General features: G+C 43.3%; 8 protein-coding genes. 1 reads left to right on the top strand and 7 read right to left on the bottom strand.

Annotated features, from left to right (window positions below; translation table 11 throughout):
• Window positions 1-46 precede the first annotated feature (46 nt).
• Entirely contained in the window at window positions 47-2,527 is a 2,481-nt protein-coding gene (locus H8796_RS08725; protein ID WP_117935472.1) for a glycoside hydrolase family 31 protein, read from the top strand.
• Window positions 2,528-3,325: 798 nt separating this feature from the next.
• On the opposite strand, the gene H8796_RS08720 is transcribed toward H8796_RS08725, so the two are convergent.
• The 7 genes from H8796_RS08720 to folP all read right to left on the bottom strand — a co-directional run bounded on the left by H8796_RS08720 (window position 3,326) and on the right by folP (window position 14,479).
• Window positions 3,326-5,272 carry a glycoside hydrolase family 97 protein gene (locus H8796_RS08720; RefSeq protein WP_117935470.1) on the bottom strand — a complete coding sequence of 649 codons (1,947 nt, stop codon included), beginning with the start codon at window positions 5,270-5,272 and terminating at the stop codon, window positions 3,326-3,328.
• 35 nt (window positions 5,273-5,307) lie between these two features.
• Window positions 5,308-7,773: an alpha-L-arabinofuranosidase C-terminal domain-containing protein gene (locus H8796_RS08715; protein WP_117935468.1), complete on the bottom strand. Its 2,466-nt coding sequence runs from the start codon at window positions 7,771-7,773 to the stop codon at window positions 5,308-5,310.
• Between the two features lie 320 nt (window positions 7,774-8,093).
• Window positions 8,094-9,071 carry a glycoside hydrolase family 43 protein gene (locus tag H8796_RS08710; RefSeq protein WP_032853229.1) on the bottom strand — a complete coding sequence of 326 codons (978 nt, stop codon included), beginning with the start codon at window positions 9,069-9,071 and terminating at the stop codon, window positions 8,094-8,096.
• A gap of 45 nt (window positions 9,072-9,116) precedes the next feature.
• Window positions 9,117-11,453 (bottom strand): beta-galactosidase, encoded by a 2,337-nt coding sequence (locus H8796_RS08705; protein WP_187343960.1) that lies wholly within the window; start codon window positions 11,451-11,453, stop codon window positions 9,117-9,119.
• A 151-nt stretch (window positions 11,454-11,604) separates the two neighbouring features.
• Window positions 11,605-12,723: an ATP-binding protein gene (locus tag H8796_RS08700; RefSeq protein WP_117935464.1), complete on the bottom strand. Its 1,119-nt coding sequence runs from the start codon at window positions 12,721-12,723 to the stop codon at window positions 11,605-11,607.
• Window positions 12,724-12,836: 113 nt separating this feature from the next.
• Complete coding sequence (cdaA, locus tag H8796_RS08695) at window positions 12,837-13,601, bottom strand: diadenylate cyclase CdaA (protein WP_004309664.1); 765 nt, start codon at window positions 13,599-13,601, stop codon at window positions 12,837-12,839.
• Between the two features lie 11 nt (window positions 13,602-13,612).
• Window positions 13,613-14,479, bottom strand: a complete 867-nt coding sequence (folP, locus tag H8796_RS08690; protein WP_008649554.1) for a dihydropteroate synthase — start codon at window positions 14,477-14,479, stop codon at window positions 13,613-13,615.
• Window positions 14,480-14,511 lie beyond the last annotated feature (32 nt).

Genomic DNA, 14,511 nt, shown 5'->3' with positions numbered 1-14,511 from the left:
TTGCCTCCACCCTACTTTTGCTGCATCATAAAGCACTTAAAAAACCATGAAAATGAATCTTATTAGAAAAGCCGGTTTCTTGCTTGTATGTGCAACAATGGTTGCAGCAGGCAATGGTACAGCACAAAATGTACAGCGTACCTCACAAGGCATCAAGTGTGCCACACAGGGGATGGATGTCAACGTAGAGTTTTATTCACCCTTCATTGTCAGGATTTATAAGACGCCCAGTCAGAAATCTTGCAATAAAGAAAGTCTGGTCATTGTCAAAACGCCCGAGTCGACTCCTGTTTCTTTCGGTGAAAAGGGGAAAAATGTGACATTAAGCAGCCGTCTTATCCAAGTGGAAGTGAACCCGGAGACTGGTGGTATCCATTTTTTCGATTCGTCCGGCCAACGTCTGTTGACGGACAAGGATTACGGAACACAATTCACTCCTTTCAATGATGCAGGTGTTCCGTCTTTCAATGTTCGCCAGGCTTTTTTGCTGGATAAAGACGAAGTAATCTACGGATTGGGACAGCAGCAGACGGGTAAAGTGAACCAACGTAACCAGAAACTACTCCTCCGCAATCAGAATATGAGTATCTGTATTCCGTTTATTCATTCCGTCAAAGGATATGCCCTTTATTGGGATAATTACTCTCCCACTACTTTCCTCGACAATCCGCAAGAGATGTCGTTCGACTCGGAAGTAGGCGATTGCGCTGATTATTATTTCATTTACGGCGGCAATGCGGACGGTGTAATAGCCGGAGTGCGCGAACTGACCGGTCAGGCCCCGCTCTATCCGCTCTGGACACTGGGATTCTGGCAATGCCGCGAACGCTATAAAAGTCCGGACGAACTCTGCGAAGTAGTAGACAAGTACCGTGAACTGAAAGTACCTCTGGACGGTATCATCCAAGACTGGCAATATTGGGGATGCAACGAAAACTGGAACTCGATGAAATTCCAAAACCCACGCTATATCAACAAAATGGGTGATCCGGAATACATGAAATTCCTCCCGAACGGAGAAGACAGAAATGCTAATTATGGAACGCCACGCATCAAAAGTCCGAAAGAAATGATCGACTATGTACATAAACAGAATGCACATATCATGATTTCAGTATGGGCCTCGTTCGGTCCGTGGACAGAGATGTACCAGAAAATGGATAGCCTGAAAGCATTGCTTCACTTCGAGACATGGCCTCCCAAAGCCGGAGTAAAACCTTACGACCCGTTCAATCCGACAGCACGCGATTTGTATTGGGCAGAAATGAAAAAGAATATCTTCGATCTCGGAATGGATGGCTGGTGGCTCGACTCTACCGAGCCGGATCATCTGGAAATCAAGGACAAAGATTTCGATACCCCCACTTATCTGGGTTCATTCCGCAGAGTGCACAACGCTTTTCCTTTGATGTCTAACAAGGGTGTATACGAACATCAACGTGCCACCACTTCCGACAAGCGGGTATTCCTGCTCACACGTTCGTCTTTCCTAGGACAGCAACGTTATGCGTCACATTCATGGAGCGGCGATGTAGTCTCCACCTGGGAAGTGATGAAGAAACAACTGGCGGCAGGACTAAATTACTCACTATGCGGCATACCATACTGGAATACCGACCTAGGCGGATTCTTCGCATGGAAATATAACAATAATGTACACAATATCGCTTATCATGAATTGCACGTGCGCTGGTATCAGTGGGGAGCATTCCAGCCGATCATGCGTTCACACAATTCCAGTCCGATAGCTGTGGAAATATACCAGTTCGGCAAGAAAGGAGACTGGGCTTATGACGCACTCGAAAAATATACTCACCTGCGCTATCGCCTTTTGCCCTATCTCTACAGCACTTCATGGGAAGTTACCAACAAAGCGGGCAGCATCATCCGACCACTCATGATGGATTTTCCTAAAGATAAGAAAGTACTCGAGATGGATACAGAGTATATGTTTGGCCGTAATTTCCTTGTCCGCCCCGTAACTGATTCGCTTTATACATGGCAGGACGACAAACAGAACGGCTATCAGAAGAATATGAATAAGATAGGAAAGACAGATGTTTATCTACCCGCAGGTGCCCAATGGGTTGATTTTTGGACCGGAAAAAGCCTGAAAGGCGGACAAACCATCCAGCGTGAAGTGCCTATCGACATCATGCCGGTCTATATCCGTGCAGGTTCTATCCTACCCTGGGGACCGGCTGTACAATATTCCACCGAAAAGAAATGGGATAATCTGACACTTCGCATTTATCCGGGTGCCGACGCAGAATTTACTCTTTACGAAGATGAGTTCGACAACTACAATTACGAAAAGGGAGCATACACTACCATTGCCATGAAATGGAATGATAAAGACCGCACCCTGACGATTAACGACCGGCAAGGTAACTACAAAAGAATGCTGAAAAATCGTAAATTCAACATTATCATTGTAGAACCGGGAAAGGGTTGTGGTGACGGTGATGCTACGACATTCGATCAATCTGTTTCTTATAGGGGAAAGAGAGTAGACTTAAAATTATAAAGTTTCAACTTTACAAGTACAGCCTTCACCCTTCACAATGCCCTATTCATCGGCATTAGCGGGTGAAGGCTGCTCTTTCATCCGCCTTTCACCCTCCGTTTTCTTAACCCTGTATAATTCTTCTCCACCTGTTACTTCTAAAGACATATCTAACCTGTTTCCCACTCATTACTAACTAACTTCTTTTTCATTAATAACAAACTTTCTTTTGATTACTGGTAAACTTCTTATTACCAGTATGTAAACTTGCTTTTCATTAAATGCAATCTATAATTGCAAGTTGCGTTTATAAAAACAAAAGCTTTGATTATACAAATGCAAGTTTCATTTATATAATCAAAGCTTGCATTTATAGTTTTCTTATGATGCAAAGAAAGTTTGGTCCCTATACAAAGGAAGTTTATCCCTTATAGAAAAGAAGTTTTCCTATAATAGTCTGGAAGCTATCTGCTAACACTTCTTCTGCCAACTATAGATAAAAGATTTAGCAGACTCGACAATCTGTGAAAGCCAGGGTAAAAAGGTGAAAGGAAGGTGAAAGCCTGCCCTTCACCCGCTAATGCCGATGAATAGGGTATTGTGAAAGGTGAAGGGTATTTTAAACACATATTATTTATAGCGTAATTTGTGTAGCATAAAAAGTGCTACATAAATTACGCTATAAATATTGATTCTGCCAACTTTTACCGAACAATCATTTCCATATGATTCCGCAACGATTCAAAACAGAACTTTCCAGTTCACATCCCTATTACGTGTCATTATGTTTATAATTGGTTCTGTCAGTAAAAATATCATCTAGTTGTTCACCAATACAACGCCTCCCTGTGGAAGGATTTCCAGTTGCACTTTTCCGCTTTCTTTTACTTTCAACGTCACAAGTTGAGGTTCTCCTTTTTTATCATCCTTATACAGAGAAACGGTTTTTCCGGCAAACATATCTAAATCCAGTTTCAACTTTACGATTTCTTTCCCGGCATTCACAGCCGCCAGATACCAAGTGTCACCGTGGCGACGTGCCAAGACTACATATTTTCCCGGATATCCGTCAATGAAACGTGTTTCATCCCACGTGGTAGGAACCGTTTTCATATAGTCCATACAAACAGGGGAAACATCTTTCAGGTTGTTGGGAGCAAGCGCAAAATTCTGTACCGGATTCTGGAATAATACGGTAGTGGCTAATTGAAAGATATCAGTAGTACGGCGGGTAGTTCCTCCGTCATTGTTGCGATTCAGCCGTTTGTTCAGGAAACAACCACCAAATTCCATGCAACCCACCGCGTTGCGGATAAACGGATGCAGACAGGCATTGAAAGCCTCTTCATCACAGAAGTGCTGGCTGAAAACCATATTTTCGGAGGCCAGTACAGCCTCGCTGCCTACATAGTTCGGGTACATACGTTCCCATCCGCGAGGGATGGTGCAACCGTGGAAGATTACCATCAGACCGTGGTCGTCAGCATCACTCAAAATATCTTCATACAGGCGCATCGTTTCCTGCTTGTCGCCACCAAAGAAATCAACTTTGATTCCTTTCACTCCAAGGCTTTGCAACCATTTCATTTCACGTTTGCGGATAATAGCATTGTCCATGTGATTCACCGGCCCCTGCTCAATATCATTCCAATAGCCGGAAGAGCTATACCATAAGAAGAGTTCCACTCCTTTGCTTCGTGCGTATTCTATCAAAGATTTCATGCGGTCACGGCCGATGTTCGTATCCCACCAGTTATCGATCAAAGCATACTCATACCCCATTGCAGCTGCAAAATCAATATAGCGCACCTGATCGTCATAGTTAATACTACCATCCTGCCAGAGAATCCAGCTCCATGTGCCTCGTCCAAAACGGTAGTCATGCTTCGTTTCATAAAGAGGACGTACGACATCCCAGACAACGGTTGTTTCCACAATCGGTTTCAAGGTTTCGCCAACAGTTATGGTACGCCAGGGAGTAGCACCGGGAAGGGCAAACGCCGGAGCAGAAGTTCCGTTACCGTTATTTTCTGCTGCCATCGGGAAAGCAACCGTATACAGATTACCTTCGCTTACATCGCTCAAACGAGAACCGCAATAACGACTGTCTACACCTGTTTCGCTGACTAATACCCAACCATCGTCACCGATACGGAACAGACAAGGGAACGTGTAGCCATGCCCGTACTGCGAACGGTCACTCATGGGAGCATCTGCCTTGTACTCTTCCTCATAACTGGGTTTGGTACGCTTCCAACCTATCATGGCATCGCTTTGCGGACATAAGAAAGTAGTTGTTTGTTGCGGAAAGCGAAAGCCGGTTTCTTCGGCAGTTACCGTTACACTTCCTTTTCCATCCTGACGCGGAAGAGTATAGCGGAAAGCTACATCGTGATTGCTGACACGAAAGACTACATCTATTTTCTGCCCTTTCGGATTCTCAAAATTACAAATCAGTTCGTTTGCCTGATAATGCACCTTGGAGGTTTTAATACGATCCTGATGATAGACAGTGTCAATCGGAGTAACAGCGTGTCCTGTCAGTTTCATTCCTTTTGCAAAGTCACCGATATTCGTATTCATACCCAAAGGAGATTTCTCCAACATTGTCTTTCCATTGTAGGTAATCGAATAACTTGGCTTTTCGGCTGGAGAAGCAGATACAACCAATTGCAGTTTTTCATCCGGCCCTTTCACTACCACTTCCTGTGCTATCAGAGAAGTCAGACAGCAACTAGCCAGCAGGGTACTTATTATCTTCTTCATATTATTTATGTCGTTATTATCTTCACTTTTTTCTGTTATTTCTCATTTGCCTTCTTTATGCGGATCACCGTAAAAGAATAGGCAGGTAATTGATAGTCAAACTTTTCTGCTACTTCCATCGTGTCTTCAACAGGTAGCGGGGTATCGGCCGGTTTGCCGGTCAGTACGGTTCTTTTTGCAGAAGACTGTATAGCACCGATTCCAGAAAGGTCGACATTCGTATTCACTTCTACGGGAAGTAAATTGACCAGCTTCACAATCACGTCGCCACTTGCCGAGTCACGGACAATAGAAGAAGCAATGCGTTTCCGTACTTGATCGTCTCTATTATCAAGAGCGATCTTTGACGGCAAATATTCGTTTCCGGCATTCTGTCCGTAGAGTTTCTGAACATAGTAGCCGGTGGTAGGTTTCACTTCCCGGTTATTGAAGTAAATCAAATCCGGATTCCACTGGGTATGTCCTTCTTTAGCGAGAAGAGGGGCATAGGAAGTCATGTGTACAACATCTCCATTACGTTCCAAGGCTGCAAGATAAAGAGCTTCTGTCAGTGCTGTTTCGATATTCGCCTTTCGTCCCGGTATGTGAGTTGCATATTCGCCCAAGTATACTTTTGTCTTTTTCGAACGATCGTATTTGTCGTAGAAATCCTGGTTGTTCAGGAACCATCCCGGAGTCTGGTAATAATGTTCGTCGACCATCGGAATACCCAGTTTGTCCGCCAGTTTCCATCCTTCCACGTAGTCTGTACCCTCATTGAACGGTCCCACTGTACCGACAACAATCATTTCAGGATATTTTTCTTTGATGGCATTGAAGATCATCGTGAAGCGTTCTTCGAAGATATCAGTGATAAGATCTTCATTTCCGATACCGATGTATTTCAAATTGAATGGTTTCGGATGCCCGGCTTCGGCACGTACCTTTCCCCACTTTGTCTTCTTAGCGTCACCGTTTGCCCATTCTATCAGATCAAGAATATCCTGAATATAAGCTCCCATTTCGCTCATCGGGATACCACCTTGTTGTCCTCCTCTCAAGTCGCCGTGACAGGCAGAGTTCTGGCAAGGAACACCGGCCGCCAGCACTGGAAGCGGTTCCGCACCAATATCCTCGCAAAACTGGAAATATTCAAAATAACCCAATCCCATGCTTTGATGGTATCCCCAAAGGTTACGCTGTGCTTTTCTTGCTTCCAACGGACCTACTGTATTTTTCCATTGATAAATGTTTTTCAAACCATCACCATGAGCCACACAGCCACCGGGGAAACGGATGAAACGGGGATGAATATCAGCCAACACTTGAGCCAGATCTTTGCGAAGCCCGTTCTTACGTCCTTTAAATGTATTCTGCGGGAATAGGGAAATCATGTCCAGATTTAATTCACCAACAGATTGAGGGATGATTTCGAGATGAGTGTCCGCAGTAGCTTTAGCAGTTATCACTGCTTTATATGTTTTCCATTGACGGGAAGACACTGTTAGAGAAGTTTCTCCACACACATTTCCTTTTCCATCTACCAGACGAACTTGCAATTTATTTGATTTACCCTGCGGAACCCGGGCGAAGATGGAAAAATCATATTTCTCTCCGGTGTTCAGTGCGATTCCATCAAAACCTGTATTTTCTAATGCAGCTCCCGGTTGTTCTACATTCAGCACGGCATAATGTGGGTTATTGATATGAATAGGGTCGGTAGTATCAATAGTGAAAGTCGTTTTCTCTCCTTTCAGTGCCCAGGAATGAGTGCTGTTCCAGTTCTTATCTCCTTCTCTGTCCGAAGGGTCGTACTCGAAGTCGCGGTTTTGGATAAGTTCTGCATAGAGTCCTCCGTCTGCCGAATAATTGATGTCTTCAAAAAAAGCGCCCAGCAATACATCACTAATGGCTTTTGCGCCTTCCGGTTGTACAGTGACCGTTGCTTTTACAGGCTTCAAACCTGCAAAACGTTCTCCATCCTGTACCGGACGTTCTCCATGTAATGAGTTCCGATATTGATTCCAGCCATAATTTTTATCCAATCCATCCACCAAGGTCCAAGCTACCCGGTTGATATTTCCTTTCTGCTCTTCTCCGGCAACAATAGCTTTCACTCTCACTCCGTCAAAATCCGGCGTAGTACGGGGATATTTCTGACTGGTCCAGTTGATTAAATCCTTGGAAGTAGCCTGGCCGTATCCATCATGGTCATTCAGTTTCCAGGTACAAATCCATTCGCCATCGGGCGATTGTTTCAAATAAGGATCGAGCATTTTCTTCTGTGATCCCCAGCGGCTATAATCGCACCGGAGATATCCGTAGTTCCGGCCAATTTCAAACCAGTTTTCTTTATCTGTACTCCAGGCAAAACGGAGTCCGCTGCGTCCGTCGTCTCCGGAAGTTGCAAAAGAAAACAGATAAACCGAATCGGGTGTACTCGTCATTTCTTTGATTGCAGCTAAAGTGACCTGCTGAAACGACAAAAACAAGACAACTAAAAAGAGGAATAATTTTCTCATGGTATATATTGCATTAAGATTATCAATCGCAAAGTTAAGATTTTCATCATTCTAACAAGCGTGTTTCATATAATAATTGGTAATTATACACTTAAAAATATATAAGAAACAAGTAAACAAGGGTAAAATATACACTTTTTCCCGTATCGTATACTGTTTTCCAGGATTACAACTAGTTGAATCCATCTTATCAGAATAACTCAAAAGAAAACAAAAAGATGGGAATACTCACTGGGAAGCGAAGATTACCCGCCTGAAAAACAATTGGTTTAACAAATCTGGGACAGGTGTTTTTCTCCTGTCCCACGAGATATTTTAGTTCAGAAACCTTCGGGTTTGCCATAGGCCTTGAAGAGGCGTTTCAACTCTTTTGGGGTAATCGGTATGACAGTGCCATGGCGCGGATGGAAATCCATACTGATAGCATGGTCAATCACTTTGAAATGTTCCAGATCGGAACTTTCAGTAAACTGGTATTTACCTTTCGTATATACATCATACATCAAAATATACTTATCGGAACCAACCAGCGGGAAAATACCCGAACCTTCTACCGGATCCTTCGTCTGCTGTTTATAGTCATCCGATTCTGTCCATTGGCCGGAGGTTAGAGAGGAGGTAGTGGCCTTTTTAATTCCATTTCCATTCCCTTCCGTTTTGTAGAACAAATGATAGAGTCCATCTTTGTAAATAATGTCGCCGTCAATACATGATTTTTTGTTTTCCGGAAGAAACAGTGGCTTCGGCTCTCCTTCTATATCGGTAAAATCTTTGTTGGCATAAGCATAATAAATGATATCGGGACCATTGCCATGTTGCATGGACCAGTAAACCATGTACTTTCCTGCTTCCCTATCATAAATAGTTTGTGGAGCCCACACACGTTTCAGATCCTCCTGATTGGGATATTTTTTCTGGATATTCACGATATTGGAAGTCCAGTGTACAAGGTCTTTTGATTTCAATAATATCATGGCACGGTTAGAACTCCATCCATTGCCGGACACCATATCTGTCACCACCATATAAAATGTCTTCCCATCTTCACAGCGCAAGATATGGGGATCACGTACTCCACCTGTTGAACTAATCACACGGGAATCAAGTACCGGCTGATTTCCATTCAAGGCTTTATAATTATATCCATCGAGGCTAACAGCCATCCGAACGGCTTCTTCACTCATGCGATTGCCGGTGAAGTAAACAAACAGGTAAGCAGATTGCTGGCAATACCCAGTCAACACTCCCACAAATAGGAATGCGAAAAGAATTATATTTTTCTTCATATTCATCATCATTTCAATGCTTTTTCATCCATTGTTTTATTCTTGTTCATTCACTGTTTAGTAGTTGAAATCAGCAGGTTTCACATATACACGATATTCCTTAATCATACCTGGATACCCTTTTTCGGCACGGGGCAGATAGCGGAAACCGGTCACAGTTTCCACTTTGCTCAAGTCAATTACCAATTGATGAGGATAAGGAACATTGTCCACTGTCATCCAGAAAGTGGATTCCTGCAAGTCGAATATCTTGTCGGCTGTACGGTTGCCACTACGCGTTTCTTCACTATCGGCATAACGAATCTTCCAATGTTCGCGGGATACCGGTTTACCATCAGCTCCCAGGACATCAAACTCTGCTATCGCTGCGATGTTATCATTTGCCTGTGGAGAAAGTGCTTCCAGACAGAAATAACGTCCTTTCACCGGAGTGGCAAATCGCACTTCCTGCCAGCCGTTACCCGGAGTGAAAGTTCCTTCATAGGCCAATTTCTCACCCGTCAGTTTCAGTTTTTCTCCATCCTTGCGGTGTGTTTCGGGAGCTTTTTCGCGAAGCACATCGAGAATTGGTTTCTTCAAACCTTTGATAGAAGCCCGGGTAGGACCTTTCAAATCCAGAACAAGGATTTCATTCTCTCCTTCTTTCAGCCAGCAACCCGGCATAAAGAGAGTCTGCTGCGGACCGATTTCCCAGAAACGACCCATTGCATGACCGTTCACCCAGACCATACCTTTTCCCCATGTACTCATATCCAGGAAAGTATCTCCTACTTTATCCAGTGTAAAGGTGCTCTTATAATAGGCAGGCATAGTCGGTAATATCTTTGTATCGCTATATTTCTTATCTTTTATAAAGGAATAATCTACCGGGAAGTTATACACAGTCCAGTTTTTCAATTCCTTAGTCTGGTTACCCGAAATAAGTTCCACCTTTTCGGTAATTCCTTTGCGGTCGTGGATGGACTTGTCAAAGTTAACACGTCCCATTGCTTCCACAAGAATATCCAGTTGTGTGCCTTTTTTCAGCGCGGGCAGGGTCGTTGTAAATTCTCCCTTACGACGATCCAAGCGTGCCAGCAGTTTACCGTCGGCATATATCTGCGCCCAGTCGTGCACTTCCGTAATTTTCAAAGTGGCGCCTGCAAGAGTCGTTTCGGGCAATGTGGTACGATACAGAATCGTTCCCCATCCCTGGTTGAATTGTTCCATCGGTTGAATATCCACCGTTTGTTTTGCCTCCGGCAGATTTGAGAAAAGCAGAGCCACTTTATGGAAGTGAAACTCGGGGATTTCAATAACAGGCAGAGCTGCGGGCACTGCGGGCAACGTCTCATCTGCCGGAAGATAGTTTTTCAACAAGTCACGAAGCAAGAAAAACTTATCGGTCGTCCATCCGGATTCGCTAATCGGAGCATCATAATCGTATGAGCTGCACATGGCGGAATAAGCCGGGTTGTTCGCACCTCCCCAATGTCCGAAAGTCGTTCCTCCGTGAGTCATATACAGACTGAAAGAGATGTTCCGGTCGAGCATATCCTTGATGCCCTGTACCATATCTTTTGCAGGACGTGTCTCATGTTTGCGTCCCCAGTGGTCGAACCATCCGCTCCAGAACTCGCTACACATCAACGGAGTTTCAGGACGAAGTTCTTTAAGTTTTTTAAATTGCTGGTCGATATTGGCGCCTGTTCCAAAGTTCACCGTCCAAATCAGGTCATCGAGCGCGTTATTGGTGAAGTTACTGCTCCAGTCGCATTGAAACAGAGGTACATCGGTAAAACCGGATTCACGAACCAGGTCACGCACGGCAGAGACATAAGGTTTGTCGATTCCATAAGAACCGTATTCATTCTCTACCTGTACCATGATAATATTCCCCCCTTTATTCACTTGCAGCGGAGCCAGTTGCTTACCGACCTCTTTCATAAAGATGCCTACCCGTTCCATATAATAGGGATCGAGCGTACGCAAGGCTATATCTTTTTTCTTCAACAGCCACCAGGGAAGTCCCCCCATCTCCCACTCCGCACATACATACGGACCAGGACGGACAATGACATACATACCGTGTTTCTGTGCCGCACGGCAGAAAGCTGCAATATCATTCTGACCGGAAAAATCGAACTTTCCTTCTTCCTGTTCATGGATATTCCAGAAGATATAAATACAAATAGTATTCATGCCTAATGCCTTGCACATCTCAATGCGATGCTCCCAATAAGCTTGCGGGATGCGGGTGTAATGCAACTCGGCAGCCTTCACCACAAACGGTTTTCCATCCAGCAAGAATGTGTTCTTGCCTGCCTCAAACTTCCGTGCAGTAGTTTGCGCCTGCGCAGCACTAAAGAAAATAACTGTAAAAAGTACCAGTAAAGCAATCAATCTGTTTTTCATGGTTTATTCAAAAATAGAATTTTAATAGTATACGGCAAAGGTAGGCGATTCACCTAAAAAGGAGGGCATAATTATCATTCAAAAAGGGTTGGAAATAAAGCAAAATAGCGCCAATTGGCGCTATTTTGCTTTATTTCCATTCATTCCATAATTATTGTTTGGCTAGCCAAAGACTAAAGAACTTATCATAAACTTCATAGTAATCCCGTTCTTTAGTTATAAAATCTTTATCTAAAAGTCCATTTACAGCAGACTTTACGGAACTTGGCGAAGCCAATCCATAACGTTTGCAAAATGCACCCGAATTGATTGTTCTTGCTTTCCCTTCTTTATTGATAGCTATAAAAACTTCTTTCTGTTTTTCAGGTAATTGGTATAACAGTTCAGCATAGGTGTCCGCCGTAAAATTAATAATATAATCGATAGCTGACTCCACCATTTCCATTCCACAAATTCCGTTATCAGGAGTTTTCAAGAAAAGTACATTCATCACTTTCTGCAAATAAAACGTTCCACCGGCAAAACGATCATACAATATATCAACCACTTCCGGACACAGTATTTTATGATTTTCCCGGAAATGTCTGACAGCAAACTCCCTATATTTATCTTTCGGAATAGGTGGAAGATTCATGATTGTTACACTTTGGTAAAACGGTCGGGAAGGAGAGGTGAAAATGCTTCCCATCAAATGCCGTTGCGATCCTGCAAATATAAAATGTGCATTGCTACAATATTGCACATAGGTTCGGAGAGTTGCCTCAATCGTATCTTCATCATATTTCCCTATTTGCTGGAACTCATCAATTGCAACCAGACATGGTCTGTCGGCTTTCTGCAGATAATTAAAAATTTCATCCAGAGAAATTGTCGGATTAGTAATATCGCCCAAGCTGATAGACCAGGAGGGTGTTCCCGAAATATCATAAGATATCCCGGCTTTCAAAGAAGATATAGCATTGACAAAAAGTTCCCAAACCTTTCTTCCATGCGGCTTTAATTCCTCCAAAATAGCTTTACCCAGTTTATTAACTAAATCGCGCAACGAACGTGTAGCATAAATATCCACAATAAAAGTATAAAAATGCCCACTGATTTCCGGACGAGAAAAACAATGTCTTATCAAATCCGTCTTTCCATATCTTCGCGGGGAAATCAAAGCAATATTATTCCCATTCAGCAGCATTGTTATCACATCTGCTGTCTCTTTTTCCCGATCACAGAAATACTTGGCAGAAACATAACCATTAGTTACAAAAGGATTATTCATATCTATATTACATTTGATATTGGTCCAAAGATAGTAAATAAAACAACAATGGTCAAATAATGATGGTCATAAAATGACCATCATTATTTGACCATTGCCTTATCAATATAAAATCAGTTTTCTTTTGTCAATAGACTTTCCAGTTCTTCCGCATTCAGGCGGAGATAGAATTGTCCGCGATAGGCTACGGAGATAGCGCCCGTTTCCTCTGAAACAATAATGGCATGTGCGTCCGACTGTTGAGAGATTCCCATCGCTGCGCGATGCCGCAAACCAAGTTCCTTCGGTATATTCAAATCATGGGAAACAGGAAGGATACATCCCGCCGCCTTGATACGTTTTTTGCTGATAACCATCGCTCCATCGTGCAATGGACTATTCTTGAAAAAGATATTCTCGATTAAACGCTGATTGATTGCCGCATCAATCAATTCGCCTGTACGAACGACTTCATCTAAAGGAGTATTATGCTCAATGACAATCAATGCGCCGACTTTTTGTTTCCCCATGCTTAAACAAGCCATTACCACGGGCATGATATCATCGTGCTTCAACGATTCTTTCTTCGATCCGCTAAAGAGACGGGCCAATGCACTGACATGCCGGTGAGATCCCAAAGTCAAAAGAAAACGGCGTATCTCATCTTGAAAAAGCACAATCAACGCTATTACACCCACATTCATCAATGTGTCGAAAATAGAACCCAACAGTTTCATCTCCAGCACTTGTGTCACCACCAGCCAGATCAGAATAAAAACCAAAATTCCGGTGAATACCTTGATGGAGCCGGAAGCTTTCATCAGTTTGTAGGTATAGTACAAAACAAAAGCTACCAGCAGGATATCGATAAAATCTTTTATGCCAAACTCAAAAAACATGCACCCTCCTCTTATTTGTCATATCCACTCTCTATTTTTAATTTCTCTGTGATCCGGACAGCTTCCACCGCCTCACGCACATCATGTACACGCAGGATGTGCGCTCCTTTCATTAACGCAACAGTGTCCAATACGGTTGTCCCGTTTAATGAATCTTGTGGGGTTCCTCCCAATAATTTATAAATCATTGATTTCCGCGAAACTCCCACTAAAACGGGAAGTTCGAATATGTGGAATTCTTCCAGATGCGCCATCAGTTCATAATTATGCTCCAATGTTTTTCCGAATCCGAATCCCGGATCGAGAATGATATCTTTCACTCCCAAGTCGCGAAGTTGCTGCACTTTACGAGCGAAATACAGGAAAACATCTTTAATCAGGTTATCATAAGACGGTTCTTTCTGCATACTTTGGGGTGTTCCCTTCATATGCATCATAATATAGGGCACTCCCAAGTCGGCTACTGTCTGAAACATCCGGTGGTCCATTTCACCGGCAGCTATATCATTAATCATAGCAACTCCATAATCTTTCACACATTCTTCGGCTACATCAGCCCGGAAAGTATCAACAGAGATAATAGCTTCCGGATGATTATGGTTCAGGATTTCCAGACCGGTACGCAGTCTGTTCATCTCTTCTTCAGCAGAAATATGTTCGGCATTCGGCCGTGAAGAATAGGCGCCTATATCAATTATCGAAGCACCTTCATCAAGTATCTGACGGGCCCGGGCAGCAATGTCCTCTTTGGTCTGCATCCGGCTGCCGGAATAAAAAGAATCGGGAGTTACATTCAATATTCCCATCACCTGCGGAGTAGCAAGATCGAGCAACCGCCCTTTTACATTTATATAAATAGGAGATATAGGTTTCATCATTGACAACATTCCTTTTAGATCGCCTACAAATG

The organism is Bacteroides sp. M10 (assembly GCF_014334015.1).
Classification (GTDB): Bacteria; Bacteroidota; Bacteroidia; order Bacteroidales; family Bacteroidaceae; genus Bacteroides; species Bacteroides intestinigallinarum.
This window is presented reverse-complemented; position numbering and strand designations above follow the sequence as displayed.

What these genes read in the sequence shown, in the direction of transcription:
- H8796_RS08705 (WP_187343960.1), bottom strand. Translation starts at nt 11,453, where the DNA reads ATGAAAAACAGATTGATTGCTTTACTGGTACTTTTTACAGTTATTTTC.
- H8796_RS08710 (WP_032853229.1), bottom strand. Translation starts at nt 9,071, where the DNA reads ATGATGATGAATATGAAGAAAAATATAATTCTTTTCGCATTCCTATTT.
- H8796_RS08720 (WP_117935470.1), bottom strand. Translation starts at nt 5,272, where the DNA reads ATGAAGAAGATAATAAGTACCCTGCTGGCTAGTTGCTGTCTGACTTCT.
- cdaA (WP_004309664.1), bottom strand. Translation starts at nt 13,601, where the DNA reads ATGTTTTTTGAGTTTGGCATAAAAGATTTTATCGATATCCTGCTGGTA.
- H8796_RS08700 (WP_117935464.1), bottom strand. Translation starts at nt 12,723, where the DNA reads ATGAATAATCCTTTTGTAACTAATGGTTATGTTTCTGCCAAGTATTTC.
- folP (WP_008649554.1), bottom strand. Translation starts at nt 14,479, where the DNA reads ATGATGAAACCTATATCTCCTATTTATATAAATGTAAAAGGGCGGTTG.
- H8796_RS08715 (WP_117935468.1), bottom strand. Translation starts at nt 7,773, where the DNA reads ATGAGAAAATTATTCCTCTTTTTAGTTGTCTTGTTTTTGTCGTTTCAG.
- H8796_RS08725 (WP_117935472.1), top strand. Translation starts at nt 47, where the DNA reads ATGAAAATGAATCTTATTAGAAAAGCCGGTTTCTTGCTTGTATGTGCA.